The sequence below is a fragment of the Streptomyces sp. ISL-43 genome (assembly GCF_018614195.1).
GTDB lineage: Bacteria > Actinomycetota > Actinomycetes > Streptomycetales > Streptomycetaceae > Streptomyces.
The window spans coordinates 1-14,426 of sequence record NZ_JAGGOT010000093.1; the positions used below are offsets into that span (position 1 = coordinate 1).

A 14,426-nucleotide genomic window follows, 5' to 3' on the forward strand; every position below is an offset into this window, starting at 1 on the left:
CGGACGTTAAAGACCAAGCTAAGGGCTGTCGTCAAAGTGGAGCGGGCCAGGCGCCACTTCGCCTAGGGCCGTGACCGGCACCACCCGGCACCGCACCTGACCAGCGCCGCACGGGCGCCGGGTCGCCCGTTCGGACGGCCCGGCTGGCCGACGGGTCCGGGAGCGGATGCCCTTGACTCATGCCCGGACCCGCGCCCCGCCTCGCCGCCCTCCTCTGGGCACTGTTCATCGCGCTCGCCCCGGCCGCCACGGCCTGGGCCAGACCGGTCGGCACGGCGGACGGGCCGGCCGACGTGGCCCTGGCCATCGGGGTCACCACCACCGCGGCCGCAGCCACCGGCCTGTGGCTGCGCTCCCGCTACCGCCGCGACGACGCGCAGGCCGCCGAGGGCACCGACGGCGGCGACCCGTGACCCCGCGCTCCCGCCCGGCGGCGGTGCGGCTGTGCTTCGGGGGCGCCGCGCTGTGCCTGCTGGCGGCCGTGGTCCTGTCCGTGTGGAACTCCTACGCCGTCGGCTGACGGTCCGGCACGCTCCGGCGCGGCAGGCGGCGTACCGCTGTCCGGCCGCGCCGGACGGCCGGGTACCGCGCCGTCAGGCGGCGAGGTCGCTCTCGTGGCCGCGCACCGCCGGCGGGGCCTGCGCGAGGTCCACCGGCCGGGGCAGCGCGCGCCCTCCGGCCCGGACCAGTACGCCCAGCCGCGGGGACCGGGCGACCGCCCGCACCACCGGGGTCAGCAGCGCCATCGCGAGCGGGGCGAGCAGCAGCACCACCGCCGTGCCCAGCGCGAGTCCGCCGATGACGTCGGTCGGGTAGTGGATGCCCGTGTAGACCCGGGTGAAGCCCTCCAGCAGGGCCAGCCCGATCCCGACGAAGCCGAGCTTGCGGTGGGCGATGAACAGGCCGACGCCCAGCGCCATCGCGAGGGTGGTGTGGTCGCTGACGAAGGAGAAGGGGCTGTGTCCGATCCCGGCGCCGGGATCCAGCACCTCGACCCCGCCGTGCTGCTGGGCCGGCCGCGGCCGGGCCACGAACTCCCGCAGCGGGATGTTCAGGAGCAGCGCGGCCCCGGCGGCGAGCGGAGCCCACACGAGCGCGGCGAAGGACTCGACGGCCGCGGCCTCGTCCTGCCGGCGCGCTCCGCGCCAGCACCACAGCACCAGGAGCACGAGGGCGAGCAGGATCCCGTACTCGCCGATGACGGAGACCGCCCGGTCCAGCCAGCCCGGGGTGTGCCGGGTCAGGCCGTTGATCCCGTACAGCAGGCTTACATCCACGTTCGGCCCACCAGTTGTGAGTCCAGCCATGGTGATGCGGCCCCTTGCCCTTGCCTTGGTACCCCGCGGACGCACTCCTGCGTGCGTCCCTGCTCCCCCCGGTGATCAGTCCGGTGCTTCTGTCCCCGTGCCCATGGAACGCCCGTTCTGGCGACTACGTTCCACTCTCCACCGAATGATCACCTCAACGTTATCGAAGAGTGACTCATCGTTGCAGCTCAGGGCCCTTGGTTCACGTTGTGTTACCGGCGGTTTCGCGCCTCGGCAGCGCCTCCGCGCCATCCTTGGTCACGCGGGTCGCGCCGAAGTAGTCGGGCGTGTCGATCTTGTCGAAGCGGATCACGGCGCCGGTGAACGGGGCGTTGATCATGTATCCGCCGCCCACGTAGAGCCCGACGTGCCGGATCTCCCGCGAGTTCGTCAGATCATCGGAGAAGAACACCAGGTCGCCCGGCAGCAGTTCGGCCCGCGAGGGATGCGGCCCCGCGTTGTACTGGTCGTTCGCCACCCGGGGCAGGTCGATCCCCACCGACTCGTACGCGGCCTTGGTCAGCCCCGAGCAGTCGAACCGCCCGTCCTGGTCGGGCGTCCCGTTCCCGCCCCACAGGTACGGCGTCCCCAACTGCTTCTGCGCGAAGTAGATGGCCCCGGCGGCCTGCTGCGAGGGCGCGACCCTCCCGACCGGCGCCTCGAAGCTCTTGGCCAGGGTCGTGATGGTCTTCACGTAGCCCTGCGTCTCCCGGAATGGCGGGACGCCCTGATACTGCGTCACCGCGCCGGGACCGGCGTTGTAGGCGGCCAGCATGTTCTTGACGGCATCCCCGGGCACCTTGCCCACGTACCGCGCCAACTCGCAGTCGTACGAGGCCGCGGACGGGATCGCGTCGTTGGGATCCCAGATGTCGCGGTCCCCGTCGCCGTCACCGTCGATGCCGTGCGTCGCCCAGGTGCCCGGGATGAACTGCGCGATGCCCCGCGCGTCGGCCGGGCTCACCGCACCCGGATTCCAGCCGCTCTCCGAGTAGAGCTGGGCCGCCAGCACCGCCGGGGTGAGCGTCGGGCAGAGATTGCCCCACTTCTGCACGAGGGACTGGTACTTCCCCGGCACGGCCCCCTTCGCGAGTCCCACGGCACGGCCGCCGCCGCTCGCGATGCCCGCGGCCGCCGAGTACGTACCGACCACCAGCAGGGCGAGAAAGCACAGGCACGCCCCGAAGCTGATTCCACCGACCACCCAGAGTCTGCGCACCCGCCAACCTTCCCCCATCGAACGGCTTTTCCAAGGACTCCCGCCACCCCGTGTCGAATCATCCCGTTCCGGGGCCGCCGTAGAAACCCGTACGCGCAGGGCTCCCGTGCGCTCCGGTGCGCCGCCCCGGGGGGCTTCCGCGCCACGGGAGCACGCGCCGCCCGCCCGGATCCCGTACGGACCAAGGCCCCGGGGCGAACGCGCCCCCGACCGCCCCCGACCCCCGGCCCGGCCGGACGGGCTAGCCCCGGGGCGCCACGAAGAGGCTCTGCGCGCTCCGCCCGATCGGGCCCTTCTCGTCGTGCAGGCGGGCATCGGCGAGTCCGATGCCGCCCCCGTCCACGCTCGTACGGGCCTCCACGCACACCCACTCGCCCACCGGATGGCGGTGCAGGTGGACGGTGAGGTCGCCGTTGACGAAGACGTAGCGCCCGAAGTCCATGACGGAACTGATGCCGTTGCCCGAGTCCGCGGCGACCAGCACGCGGTCCAGCGGCCGGGTCTCCTCCCCGGCCACGAGCGGCACCTTCATCCGCATCCAGCAGGTTCCCGGCCCCAGTTCGACGAAGGCGCCCTCGGTGAAGCGCGTCTCCACCGCCGCGTGGTAGCCCCTCTCCCACGGCACCGGGAAGAACGGGGTCACCCCCACCTCCCCGGGCGGCGGCAGCTCCGGCCCGGGCACCACGGCCGGTACGGGCTCCTGCGCCACCCGGATCCGCAGGGCGCGCGCCAGCATCACGGGCGCGGCCCCGGCCGGGGCGAGCGCGGCCTCGACGACCTCGGTGCTCCGGCCGGCCCGGAGCACACTGGTCGTCAGCTCCAGCGGGCCGATCGGCACCGGGCGCAGGATCTCGTAGGTGATCCGGGCGATCCGCATGTCCTCTCGCGCGCCCGGCCGTTCCTCGATCGCCCGCCCGAGCAGCGCCGCCGGCGGACCGGCGTGCTGCGAGCCGGGGTCCCACGGCCCGCGCGTATGGGCGGTGGACCGGAACCGCCCGGCGTCGACCCGCTCGTAGAACCCCTCGACATCACTCTCGGCAGCACTCTCGGCACCCATACCGGCCACGCTACCGACAGGTAACCCCGCTGCGCCAGACCCTCCGCCCCCACTCAGCGCGCGAAGCCCAGCCCCACCCCGAGACCCACCAGCACCGAGCCGATGGCCCGGTTCAGCGCCTTCTGCGCCTTCAGCATCCGGTCGCGCAGGCGGGAGTTGGAGAAGAACAGCGCCACGGCGGCGAACCAGCCCAGGTGCGCCGCCGACATGAACAGCCCGTACCCGGCCTGCTGCCACACCGCGGTCTCCGGCCCGACCACCTGGGTGAAGGTGGACACGACGAACAGCGTGGTCTTCGGATTGAGCACATTGGTCAGGAATCCGGTCCGCAACGCCCCGAGGGGCGTCAGCCCGGCCTTCGTCTCCAGGTCCACCGTCAGCTCGGCCCGCGCCCGGAAGGTCCGGACCCCGACCCACACCAGGTACGCGGCTCCCGCGAGCTTGATCACCGTGAACAGCTCGGCGGAGGAGGCGATCAGCAGACCGACCCCGAGCATCGTGTACGAGACGTGCACCAGCACGCCGGCCGCGACCCCGGCGGCCGCGAACAAGCCGGTGGGCCGCCCGTAGAGGTAGCTGTTGCGGACGACCATGGCGAAGTCCGCGCCCGGACTGATGACGGCGAGGAAGGTGATGACGGCCACTGCGATCACTTCGGTCATACCCCGAATGCTTGCCGCCCCCCGCTCCGCGATCAAGGCCTTTCCCGCATCCCGGTACTCCGCCGGCAGCCCGCCGGCAGCCCGCCGGCAGCCCGCCGGCAGCCCGCCGGCACTCCGCGGGCACTCCCCGGCCACCCCATCCCACCCACCGGGGGACAATGTCGACGTGCCCGATCCTTCCCCCGCCCCGCTCCCCGCCCCGCTCCCCGTCCTGCAGGCGGACTGCGCGAACTGCTTCGCCCTCTGCTGCGTCGCCCTGCCCTTCGCCAAGTCCACCGACTTCGCCGCGAACAAGCCCGCCGGCACCCCCTGCAAGAACCTCCGGCAGGACTTCCGCTGCGGCATCCACACCCGCCTGCGCGACTCCGGCTTCCAGGGCTGCACCGTCTTCGACTGCTTCGGCGCGGGCCAGCAGGTCTCCCAGGTCACCTTCGGCGGCCGCGACTGGCGCGCCCACCCCGACACGGCCGGCGCCATGTTCGAGGTCTTCCCGGTGATGCGGCAGCTGCACGAGCTGCTCTTCTACCTCGCCGAGGCCCTCACCCTCCCCGCCGCCCGCCCGCTCCACGCGGACCTGCGCACCGCGCTGAGCGACACCACCCGGTGGACCGAGGCGACCCCGCAGGCCCTCGCGGGCTTCGACATCGCCCCCCTGCGCCAGGAGGCCAACACCCTCCTGCTGAAGGCCAGCGAGCTCGTACGGGCCAAGGTGGCGGGCCGCAAGAAGAACCACCGCGGCGCCGACCTCATGGGCGCCCGCCTCTCCGGCGCGGACCTGCGCGGCGCGAACCTCCGCGGCGCCTACCTGATCGCCGCCGACCTCAGCGGCGCCGACCTGCGCACGGCCGACCTGATCGGCGCGGACTTCCGCGACGCCGACCTGCGGGGCGCCGACCTGCAGGGCGCCCTCTTCCTCACCCAGCCCCAGCTCAACGCGGCCCGGGGCAACGCCGCGACGCGCCTCCCGGCCTCCCTCACCCGCCCCGCGCACTGGCTCCCGTAGAGCCCGCGCGGGGCTCCGTACCGGCCGGACGGCGCTCGCCGGACACATGTGCGCCCCTCGCGCATCCACACGCCCCTCTACGGGCGTGACGCTCGGCGATTGAGCCAATACGGTGAGCCACGCAACCGGAAGATGATCGTCATCGGCCGGTCCCACTGGAGGTTTCCCACCATGCGACGACTGACCACGACCCTCGGCACCCTCGCGGCCGCCGCCACACTGTTCCTCGGCATCGGCGGCTCCGCGTACGCGTCCTCAGGCGAACTGGTCATCAACGGCTCCCCGATCCACGAGCCGGCCGGCTGCATCACGCACAACGGCCCCGCCGCGGTCGCGAACCACACCGGCAACCCCGTCTTCATCACCGGCGGCCGCTGGTGCACCGGGCCGATCGTCGGCGTCATCCACCCCGGCGACACCCGGTTCGCCCCGTTCACCTCGAACATCTACGTCCCGTAACCCCCTCACCCGACATCCGAGCCCGGACAGCCGGACAGCCGGACAGGCCGAACACCCTGGCGGCCGCGGCCGAGCGGGCGGACGACACCCGCGGCCGAATAGTCGCAGAAGATCTCGGAGACGTCACCGCCCGCCGTCAGCACCTTCACGTACACCCGGAAGCCGGTGTAGGTGACGGAAACCCCGCAAGCATCCTGGGGAAACCGGATGCGCCCGCGTGGTGAGGTCCTTCCAGGTACGCGCCGACCGCCGCCCCGTTCACGGTCCGCCGGCCGATGTACGCCCGCCCCTCGCTCAGGGCGGCACTGAGCTCCTGGCCGCCCTGGGCCTTGACCGAGTCCAAGTCGACGCACGGACCGGCCGGCCCGCGGTCGCCCTTCGACTCCCGGTCACCCTTCGGCCCGCGCGGCCCCGAACACCCGCCCCCGGCCGCCGGCGCCGCCCGCCGCCCGGCCCCGGTGAAGCAACCCATCCGCAGCCCCCTCCTCGCGCACCCGTACCCGTACCCGGACCGAACGAGGAGGAGCATCCCGCGCAACAACGCACCGGGATGGAACGACTGACGGAACGTCGGACACATGTCATCGGGATGGTCGAACGACACGCACACCCGTTGCGCCGAACGGCGGCCCCTCGCCGGGCGCCCCGTACGGCGAGACGGCAATCATTGCCCGCGGTCACCCCTCGTGATACACAGAGTGACCATACGTTCTTTCCCCCACACGCCGCCCGACCCCAGGTCAGGGCATACGAGCGGAACCAGGTGCGACAGATCGGGTAAAGAGACCCGTCAAGTCGACATACGACGGCGATTTCATCAGCGAAGATAGTGCGTGACCCCTGCCGTCCGGGCACGGGCTACCGGAACTACCCATACACGGGCGGTGAGTTACATGATCCTGGCAGCCGAAAAAGGCGACATCACCACCATCATCGGCGGAATCGCCCCAAACTGGGGGCCGTTCGGCAGTCTCGGCAACGAAGCGAAGATCATGGTCGAGGTGGTCATGGCCGTCGCGATCCTGCTCTGCCTGGGCATCGCCATCTGGGGCGCGGCCAAACAGCGCATCGGCGCCACCGCACTGCGCGACACCTTCAGCGCGGAACAGGGCAAGGGCCTCATCGTCGCCGGCCTGACGGGCGTCTTCATCATCGGCTCCCTCGGCACCCTCTTCACCATCGTGTACGGAATGGCCGTCTAGCCAGAGCCCTGATGAGGAACCACCACGCCGCGCCTGCGCGGATACCAGCGCTACCGTCGTACGACGCGGAGGGGGCGAACACCGAATGAGCAGCGACGACCAATACGGTGGCGGCGGCGCGGGCCACGGCGAGGTCGGCGGCACGGGCCAGACCCGTACCCGCTTCCCGGAATCCGCCTCGGACCCGTACGGAACCCCCCGCCGCACCCCCCGCGCCTCACGCGGCCTGATCACGGTCGTCGGCGTGGTGGTCCTCCTGATCGCGGCGATCGCCTTCGCGAACCAGTCCCACTCCCCCACCCCTCCAGCCTCGGACAAACCCCCGACAACCAACCCCACCACGGTTACGGGCGTATCCCCGGTGGACGGAAAGTCCTCGGGCATCCCGAAGGGCTTCGCGCAGACCGAACAGGGCGCCCAGTCGGCGGCATCGAACTACGCGGTGGCACTGGGTTCTGACGGCATGTTCAATCCCGCGCGCAGACACGCCATCGTCGATGCCGTCTCTGACGAGAGCACGCGGACCAAGCTCCAGAGCGGGTTCGACGCCGACTACTCCGCCGGGATGCTCTCCCAGATCGGTCTGACCAAGGACGGCGTCGCGCCGGCGGGATCCACGTTCGTCAGCCGGACCGTGCCGGCCGGTGCCAAGGTCAAGAACTTCTCCAGCGCGGCCGCCACCGTCGACGTCTGGTGCATCGGCATGTTCGGCCTGACCGGCGAGAAGTCCACCCGCCCTGTGACCAGCGGCTGGTTCACCATCTCGCTGACGCTCAAGTGGAACGGGTCCGACTGGAAGGTCGTCGAAACGGCTCAGATGGACGGCCCCACCCCGGTCACGGGCGACAACCCGGTCTCCACCTCCGACGAGATCGGCCGCGCCGTCACCGAATTCGGAGGCTTCACCTATGCCCGGTAGCCGCAGGCTCTCGCTCCGCGGCATCGGTGCCGCCGCGGCGGCCGTTCAGACCACGGTCATCCTCCTCGCCGCCCGCGCGGCAGCCGCGCCGACACCGACACCGACGCCGTCGCCGAGTGCGAGCAAGGACCCCTGCGCGCTGATCGCAGGGCCGGCCCGGGACTACTGCGAGCGCGGCGAAGGCGCCAACCAAACGCCCCGCACGGGCCTCGCCCCCAGCGACCCCACAGACGCCCTCAACCCCCTCTCCTCCCTCGCCAAGGGCTGCGCCGACGCCGCAGCCTGGATCGTCGGCGAGCTCAGCAAGGCGGTCAACGGCACCGCCAACGTCGACTTCACCAACGGCACGTTCCTCAAGCAGTACGCCATCGTCTTCGCCGCCTCCACCATCCTCACCCTCGTCCTCTGGCTCTTCGCCGTCGCCAAACGAGCCATCCGCGGCGTCCCCTTCGCCACCGCCATGTCCGAAGCCATCGGCTTCCTCTGGCTCACCGTCCTCGCCTCCGCCTTCACCCCCCTCGTCCTCTACACGGTCGTCTCCGCCACCGACGGCGTCACCGAGGTCATCGCCTCCGCCACCGGCGGCCAGACCGACGTGTTCTTCGGCTCCTTCGCCGAAGCCCTCAAGAAGGGCGACGACATCGGCGGCGGCCCGATCATGCTGATCGTCGTCGCCCTGGTCACTGTCGTCGCCGCCGGCATCCTCTGCCTCGAGCTCGTGATCCGCGCCGCGCTCCTCTACGTCGGCGCCCTGCTCGGCACCGTCGTCTACGCCGGCCTCGTCGACCGCAACCTCTGGGGCCACGTCCGCCGCTGGGCGGGCATCATGATCGCGGTGATCCTCGTGAAGCCGGTCATCGTCATAGTCCTCGGCCTCGCCGGGGCTCTGGCGGGCGAAAAGGGACCCAATGCCTTCTCCGCCGTAGTCTCCGGCCTCGCCATCATCCTCCTGGCGATCTTCGCCTCCGCGATGATCTACCGCTTCGTACCCGGCTTCGGCGACGAGATCGCCTCCGCCCGCACCAGCCGCAGCAAGGCCACCGACGGCGCCCAGGCGGCCGCCGTCATCAGCTCCCCGGCCTCCCTCGTCTCCCAGGGCATCAAGACCCACAGCAGCCGCGGCGGCGGTGGCGGCGCCCACCGCGCGAGCGGCGGCGGTGGCGGCGACGCCAACCAGATCTCCGGAGGCATGGCCGCGCACAGCAGCCGCGGCTCCGGCGGCGGAAACGGCGGCGCCGGCCCGGCCGCCGCACCCCCGCCCCGTACGGGCTCCAGCACGAGGAACACAGGAGGTGACGGGCGGTGACGACCCAGTCCCACCAGCTCCACCCGGTCGCGCCCCGCCGCACTTATCTCATCGGCCGGGCCCGGCCGAACGCGATCGTCGGCAAGAACCGCGAGACCGGCGAGATCGCCCTGATCATCGCCGGCGCGTTCCTCGGCATGATGAGCGGACTGCTCGTCCCCTCCCTCATCCTGCGCATCGTCACCCTCGCCGGCTTCCCCATGCTCGCCCTCGCCGCCGTCTACGTCCCCTACCGCGGCCGCACCTTCTACCGCTGGTTCGAGATCAACCGCAGCTACAAGCGCACCCTGCGCCGCGGTACGACGTTCCGCTCGGGCGCCATGGAAGCCGGCATCCGCGCCGCCGACGGCCGCGAGGTCGAGGTCGGCCCGCCCCCGGGCATCGGCCGCATCAACTGGCTCGCCGCCCCCTTCGGCCCCGACGAGATCGCCGTCCTGCTCCACGCGGACCGCAGAACCGTCACCGCCGCCATCGAGATCGAGGGCCCCGGCGTCGGCCTGCGCGACAGCGAGGACCAAGAGGCCCTCGTGGACCGCTTCGGCACCCTCCTCAAGCACGTCGCCAACGGCGACGGCTTCGTCACCCGCCTGCAGATGCTCGTACGCACGCTGCCCGCCGACCCGGAAGCGCACGACAAGGACGTCGCCCTGCGCGGCGACACCAACGCCCCCGTCTGGCTGCGCGATTCGTACGACCAGCTCCAGTCGATGGTGTCCACCTCTTCCGAGCAGCACCGCGCGTACCTCGTCGCCTGCATCCACTTCACCCGCGAACTCGCCGCCGAGGCCCACACCATCGCCCGCGCGGCCACCCCGCACAAGGGCAGGAAGCTCGACCGCGACGCCGGTCTCGCCATCGTCATGGCCCGCGAACTCACCGACATCTGCGCCCGCCTCGCCGAGGCCGACATCCGCGTCCGCCAGCCCCTGGGCCAAGGCCGGCTGTCCTCCCTCGTCCACTCCATGTACGACCCGGACCACCCCATCGACCACATCCAGGCCATGACCAAGCGCAACGCCTGGCCCGCCGAACTCGACGCGGTGGAACCGACCTACCTCCAGGCCAAGACCCGCGAGTCCTCCACCCGCGCCCCCTGGTGCCACGCCACGGCCTGGGTCAAGGAGTGGCCGATGACCCCCGTCGGCGTCAACTTCCTCGCCCCGCTCCTCGTCCACACCCCCGACGTGATCCGCACCGTCGCCGTCACCATGGACCTGGAGCCCACCGAGATCGCCATCGAGCGCATGCTCACCGAGAAGACCAACGACGAGGCCGACGCCAGCCGCGCCGCGAAAATGAACCGCACCGTCGACCCCCGCGACATCGCCGCCCACGGCCGGCTCGACCAGCGGGGTGAAGATCTCGCGAGCGGTGCGGCCGGAGTCAACCTGGTCGGGTACATCACGGTGTCCTCGCGTTCACCCGAAGCCCTCGCCCGCGACAAGCGGACCATCCGCGCCTCCGCCGGCAAGTCCTACCTGAAGCTCGAGTGGTGCGACCGCGAGCACCACCGCGCCTTCGTCAACACCTTGCCGTTCGCCACCGGCATCCGACGCTAGCTGGAGGGAATGGCCGCCCATGCGAGATCCCATGTCCGCCCTGACGGACGCCTTCACCAGCTTCCTGTTCGGCAAGGTCGAGACCACCAGACTCCCCGTACGCACCTCCACCGGCCAGGCCCAGGCCGTCTACCTGCCCACCGCCGCCCCCGGACTCGGCGACTCCGGCGTCATCATCGGCCGTGAGGTCTACAGCGGCAAGGGCTACATCTACGACCCCTTCCAGCTGTACGGCCAGCAGCTCCCGGCCCCGCACTGGCTGGTCCTGGGAGAATCCGGCAACGGCAAGTCGGCTCTCGAGAAGACCTACGTCCTACGCCAGCTCCGCTTCCGGGACCGCCAGGTCGTCGTCCTGGACGCCCAGGGCGAGGACGGCGTCGGCGAGTGGAACCTCATCGCCCAGCAGCTGGGAATAACCCCCATCCGCCTGGACCCGATCGCCGCCAACGACGACGGGATCCGCCTCAACCCCCTCGACCCGGCGATCACCACGACCGGCCAGCTCGCGCTGCTCCGGACCATCATCGAAGTCGCCATGGGCCACGGCCTCGACGAGCGCTCGGGCTTCGCGCTGAAGGTCGCGCACGCCTACGTCGTCGAGAGCATCACCGACCGCCAGCCGGTCCTGACCGACATCGTGGAACAACTGCGCCACCCCGAGCCCGAATCCGCTCTCGCGATGAACGTGGACATAGACGACGTCCGGGCGTGGGGCCTCGACGTGGCGCTCGTCATCGACCGCCTCGTCGACGGCGACCTCCGCGGCATGTTCGACGGCCCGACCACCGTCGGCATCGACCTCGACGCCCCCCTGATCGTCTTCGACCTCTCCCACATCGACCGCAACTCCATCGCGATGCCGATCCTGATGGCGATCGTCGGCGTATGGCTGGAACACACCTGGATCCGCCCGGACCGAAAGAAGCGCATCTTCCTCGTCGAAGAGGCCTGGCACATCATCAACAGCCCGTTCGTGGCCCAGCTGTTCCAACGGCTCCTCAAATTCGGCCGCCGCCTGGGCCTGTCCTTCGTCGCCGTGGTCCACCACCTCTCCGACGTGGTCGACGGCGCGGCCGCACGCGAAGCCGCGGCCATCCTCAAGATGGCCTCCACCCGGACGATCTACGCCCAGAAAGCCGACGAGGCCCGCGCCACCGGCCGCGTCCTGGGCCTGCCCCGCTGGGCGGTGGAAATCATCCCGACCCTCACCCCCGGCATCGCGGTCTGGGACGTCAACGGCAACGTCCAGGTCGTCAAACACCTGATCACCGAAGCCGAACGCCCCCTCGTCTACACGGACCGCGCCATGACCGAGTCCTCGGCCCAGCACCGGCTCCCCGACGACCTCCTCGCCGCCGAACTGGAGGCGGAGGAACGGGCCCTCCTGATGGAACGTCACCGCAACGGCGGTGGCTCGGCGACAACGGTGGCCTGAAGATGCCCGAGCGCACGGACCGCACTCAAGGTGGAACCCAGGGCGGCATCCCGGACGGCCTGCTGGTCGGCCTCCTCGCCTTCCTCCTCGGCCTGGCCGTCCTCATCTGGACGGCCACCGGCCTGGCGGCCTTCTTCACCAAGGGCTCCTGGCCGGACACTGTCACCTTCACCCGCACCCCGACCGCGGTCCGCTCGCTGACAGCTCACCCTCACGACATCCCGGCGGCCTGGCCGGACACCGCCCCCACGGCCCTCTCGGGCTGGGGCCTGTTCTGGGGCCTCTTCATCAGCCAGCTCCTCATCGTGCTGGTCCTGACGGTCTTCACCCTGGGCACCATCGCCCGCGCCAGATCCCGCCGCAGACACCCCGGCCCCCCAGCCGCCCCACAGCACCCGGCCCCACCGGAGTTCGAGGCGCGGGAGCCCGGGGGCCGGCCCCCGGCTACGGCCCCGCACCCACCCACGGTCCCCGCCCCCCACCACCCCGACCCGGCCCGGCCGATCTCAGCCCCGCCGGCGTTCGAAGCGCGGGGGCCCGGGGGCAGAGCCCCCGGCAACGGCGCCGCACCATCCCCCACGGACGAGGCGTACCGCTACGGCTTCGGCTACGCCCCCACGGATAAGCCCGGCCCGCGGGGCCCAGACCTCACCCCACCCCGCCGCATGGCATACGCACCCCCAGAGGCCCGCCACAAGACCTCCACGGAAGCCATCGCGGCAGCGACCGGCGCCGTCCTCGTCATCACCTCCTCCCCCACCCTCTGGTCGCAGACCAAAGACGCCCGCGCCAAACTCGGCCCCGTCCTCCTCTACGACCCCTCCCACCTCTGCGACACCCCGGCCCGCATCCACTGGAGCCCCACTGAAGGTTGCGCGGACCGCGCCACCGCCGCCGCCCGCGCCACCGCGCTGCTCGCCCCGGTCCGCCCCCAGGCCCGCATGGACACCGCGATCGCGGAGACCGCGGAAACCCTCCTGCGCAGCTGGCTCCAGGCGGCCGCCCTGGACGACCGACCGTTCAAGCAGCTCCACCGCTGGGCCCAAGGCACGAACGCCCAGGAACCGGTCCGCATCCTCCGCACCCACCCCCGGGCGGCGACAGACGCCCCCGGCGCGGCCGGCGAGCTGGAGAGCGCCCTGACCGCCCACCCGGAACGCCGTGAGCTCGCCCAGCACCTCACGGCCCGCACCCTGAGCGCCCTCTCCTCGATCCACATCCGCGAGTCCTGCACCCCGAACCGAAACGATTCGCTCGCCCTCGCATCGTTCGTGTCCGAAGGGGGCACCCTCTACGTGGTGGGTGAACCCCTGGAAGATCCCCGTACCCACCCGGGTGCGATGCCGTTGCTGACCGCACTCGCCTCCAGCGTGGTCGAGCACGGCCGCCGCATGGCCGCACGGTCATCCCGCGGTCGGCTCGACCCACCACTGGCACTCGTCTTCGAAGACATCGCGGCCGTAGCCCCGATCCCCCAGCTCCCGCAGCTGCTCCAGGACGACACCCTCCCCCTCCTCGCCCTGTGCCGCAGCCGCGAACAGGCACGCTCCCGCTGGCCGGAAGCCGACCTCCCCGTCACCACCCACTAGCGCATACGCCTCCGCCCGCTGCCCGGAACACAGGACAGCGGGCGGGCGGCGGCTCGGACCGGCTCGGGCCGCTAAGGCCGCGCGAACACGTACTCCAGCTCCTTCGCGGACGGGTCGGTCGGCATCGGCACGATCGTCCCGCTCGCCTGGAACCCGAAGCGCCGGTAGAAGGCCGCGGCCCTCGTGTTGTCCTCGTGCACGAAGAGCCGTACGCGCTCCAGCGCCGGCTCGTCCAGCGACCACGCCCACTCCAGCGCGGCCGCGAACAGCGCTTCGGTGAGCCCCGTCCCACGCTGCCCGGGCCGTACGAATACGCCCACGAGGTGTCCCTGCGTCTGCTCGATCGCCCCGTCGAAGATGTCGGACGTGCCGGCCTCCTCGATGAGGACGGTCACCGACCCGTTCCACTCCCCGCCGGGTGCCTCGGCGACGAACTGCCGGACCGTTCGCCCTACCGAGGCTCTCGCGGTCCGCTCCTGCCAGAACTCATCGCTCCTGCCCTCGGCCTGCTCGACGGTTTCGAGGAAGGCCACGGACGCGGCCGGGTCCCTCAGGGCCGCGATCCGCAGCGCCTTCACCTTCGCCCACTCGTCGGCTCGTACCGGACGTATCACGTGCTCGTTCATACCTCGGGATCCTAGCCAGCAGACCAGGCAGCCTTCATCTGCGTTTTCCCACCGCCAAAGGCCCCAGAACGCAGAAAAGCCCC

The 14,426-nt window shown here is 71.4% G+C and carries 14 protein-coding genes; 9 read left to right on the plus strand and 5 right to left on the minus strand.

The window, feature by feature from the left end:
• The first annotated feature begins 179 nt into the window (after nt 1-179).
• Nucleotides 180-413, plus strand: coding sequence for a hypothetical protein (locus tag J7F03_RS37865; protein ID WP_214957706.1), 234 nt, complete (start codon nt 180-182; stop codon nt 411-413).
• Nucleotides 414-593: 180 nt separating this feature from the next.
• Here the strand turns inward: J7F03_RS37865 and J7F03_RS37870 are convergent, their stop codons facing one another.
• The 4 genes from J7F03_RS37870 to J7F03_RS37885 all read right to left on the minus strand — a co-directional run bounded on the left by J7F03_RS37870 (nt 594) and on the right by J7F03_RS37885 (nt 4,245).
• Nucleotides 594-1,307, minus strand: coding sequence for a phosphatase PAP2 family protein (locus J7F03_RS37870; protein ID WP_214957708.1), 714 nt, complete (start codon nt 1,305-1,307; stop codon nt 594-596).
• A 202-nt stretch (nt 1,308-1,509) separates the two neighbouring features.
• Nucleotides 1,510-2,526 (minus strand): bifunctional lytic transglycosylase/C40 family peptidase, encoded by a 1,017-nt coding sequence (locus J7F03_RS37875; protein ID WP_308380127.1) that lies wholly within the window; start codon nt 2,524-2,526, stop codon nt 1,510-1,512.
• A 241-nt stretch (nt 2,527-2,767) separates the two neighbouring features.
• Nucleotides 2,768-3,583, minus strand: coding sequence for a thioesterase family protein (locus tag J7F03_RS37880; RefSeq protein ID WP_214957712.1), 816 nt, complete (start codon nt 3,581-3,583; stop codon nt 2,768-2,770).
• A gap of 53 nt (nt 3,584-3,636) precedes the next feature.
• A complete protein-coding gene (locus tag J7F03_RS37885; protein WP_214957714.1) occupies nt 3,637-4,245 on the minus strand; it encodes a LysE family translocator in 609 nt (202 codons plus the stop codon).
• A 166-nt stretch (nt 4,246-4,411) separates the two neighbouring features.
• Between J7F03_RS37885 and J7F03_RS37890 the strand changes: the two genes are divergently transcribed.
• From J7F03_RS37890 to J7F03_RS37925, 8 genes are all read left to right on the plus strand, one after another.
• Nucleotides 4,412-5,248 (plus strand): pentapeptide repeat-containing protein, encoded by an 837-nt coding sequence (locus tag J7F03_RS37890; protein WP_308380128.1) that lies wholly within the window; start codon nt 4,412-4,414, stop codon nt 5,246-5,248.
• A 171-nt stretch (nt 5,249-5,419) separates the two neighbouring features.
• Nucleotides 5,420-5,707, plus strand: a complete 288-nt coding sequence (locus tag J7F03_RS37895; RefSeq protein ID WP_214957717.1) for a hypothetical protein — start codon at nt 5,420-5,422, stop codon at nt 5,705-5,707.
• Between the two features lie 893 nt (nt 5,708-6,600).
• Nucleotides 6,601-6,909 (plus strand): hypothetical protein, encoded by a 309-nt coding sequence (locus J7F03_RS37900; RefSeq protein ID WP_112452163.1) that lies wholly within the window; start codon nt 6,601-6,603, stop codon nt 6,907-6,909.
• Between the two features lie 85 nt (nt 6,910-6,994).
• Nucleotides 6,995-7,828: a hypothetical protein gene (locus J7F03_RS37905; protein WP_214957718.1), complete on the plus strand. Its 834-nt coding sequence runs from the start codon at nt 6,995-6,997 to the stop codon at nt 7,826-7,828.
• Nucleotides 7,818-9,134 (plus strand): hypothetical protein, encoded by a 1,317-nt coding sequence (locus tag J7F03_RS37910; RefSeq protein ID WP_214957719.1) that lies wholly within the window; start codon nt 7,818-7,820, stop codon nt 9,132-9,134. Before J7F03_RS37905 ends, J7F03_RS37910 begins: the two co-directional genes overlap by 11 nt.
• Nucleotides 9,131-10,693 (plus strand): SCO6880 family protein, encoded by a 1,563-nt coding sequence (locus J7F03_RS37915; RefSeq protein ID WP_214957720.1) that lies wholly within the window; start codon nt 9,131-9,133, stop codon nt 10,691-10,693. Before J7F03_RS37910 ends, J7F03_RS37915 begins: the two co-directional genes overlap by 4 nt.
• Nucleotides 10,694-10,712: 19 nt before the next feature.
• Nucleotides 10,713-12,128, plus strand: a complete 1,416-nt coding sequence (locus J7F03_RS37920; protein WP_214957721.1) for an ATP-binding protein — start codon at nt 10,713-10,715, stop codon at nt 12,126-12,128.
• A 2-nt stretch (nt 12,129-12,130) separates the two neighbouring features.
• Nucleotides 12,131-13,717, plus strand: a complete 1,587-nt coding sequence (locus tag J7F03_RS37925) for a type VI secretion protein (protein WP_214957722.1) — start codon at nt 12,131-12,133, stop codon at nt 13,715-13,717.
• Between the two features lie 71 nt (nt 13,718-13,788).
• Here J7F03_RS37925 and J7F03_RS37930 read toward each other — a convergent pair whose 3' ends face one another.
• Nucleotides 13,789-14,343 (minus strand): GNAT family N-acetyltransferase, encoded by a 555-nt coding sequence (locus tag J7F03_RS37930; protein WP_214957724.1) that lies wholly within the window; start codon nt 14,341-14,343, stop codon nt 13,789-13,791.
• Nucleotides 14,344-14,426: the final 83 nt, after the last annotated feature.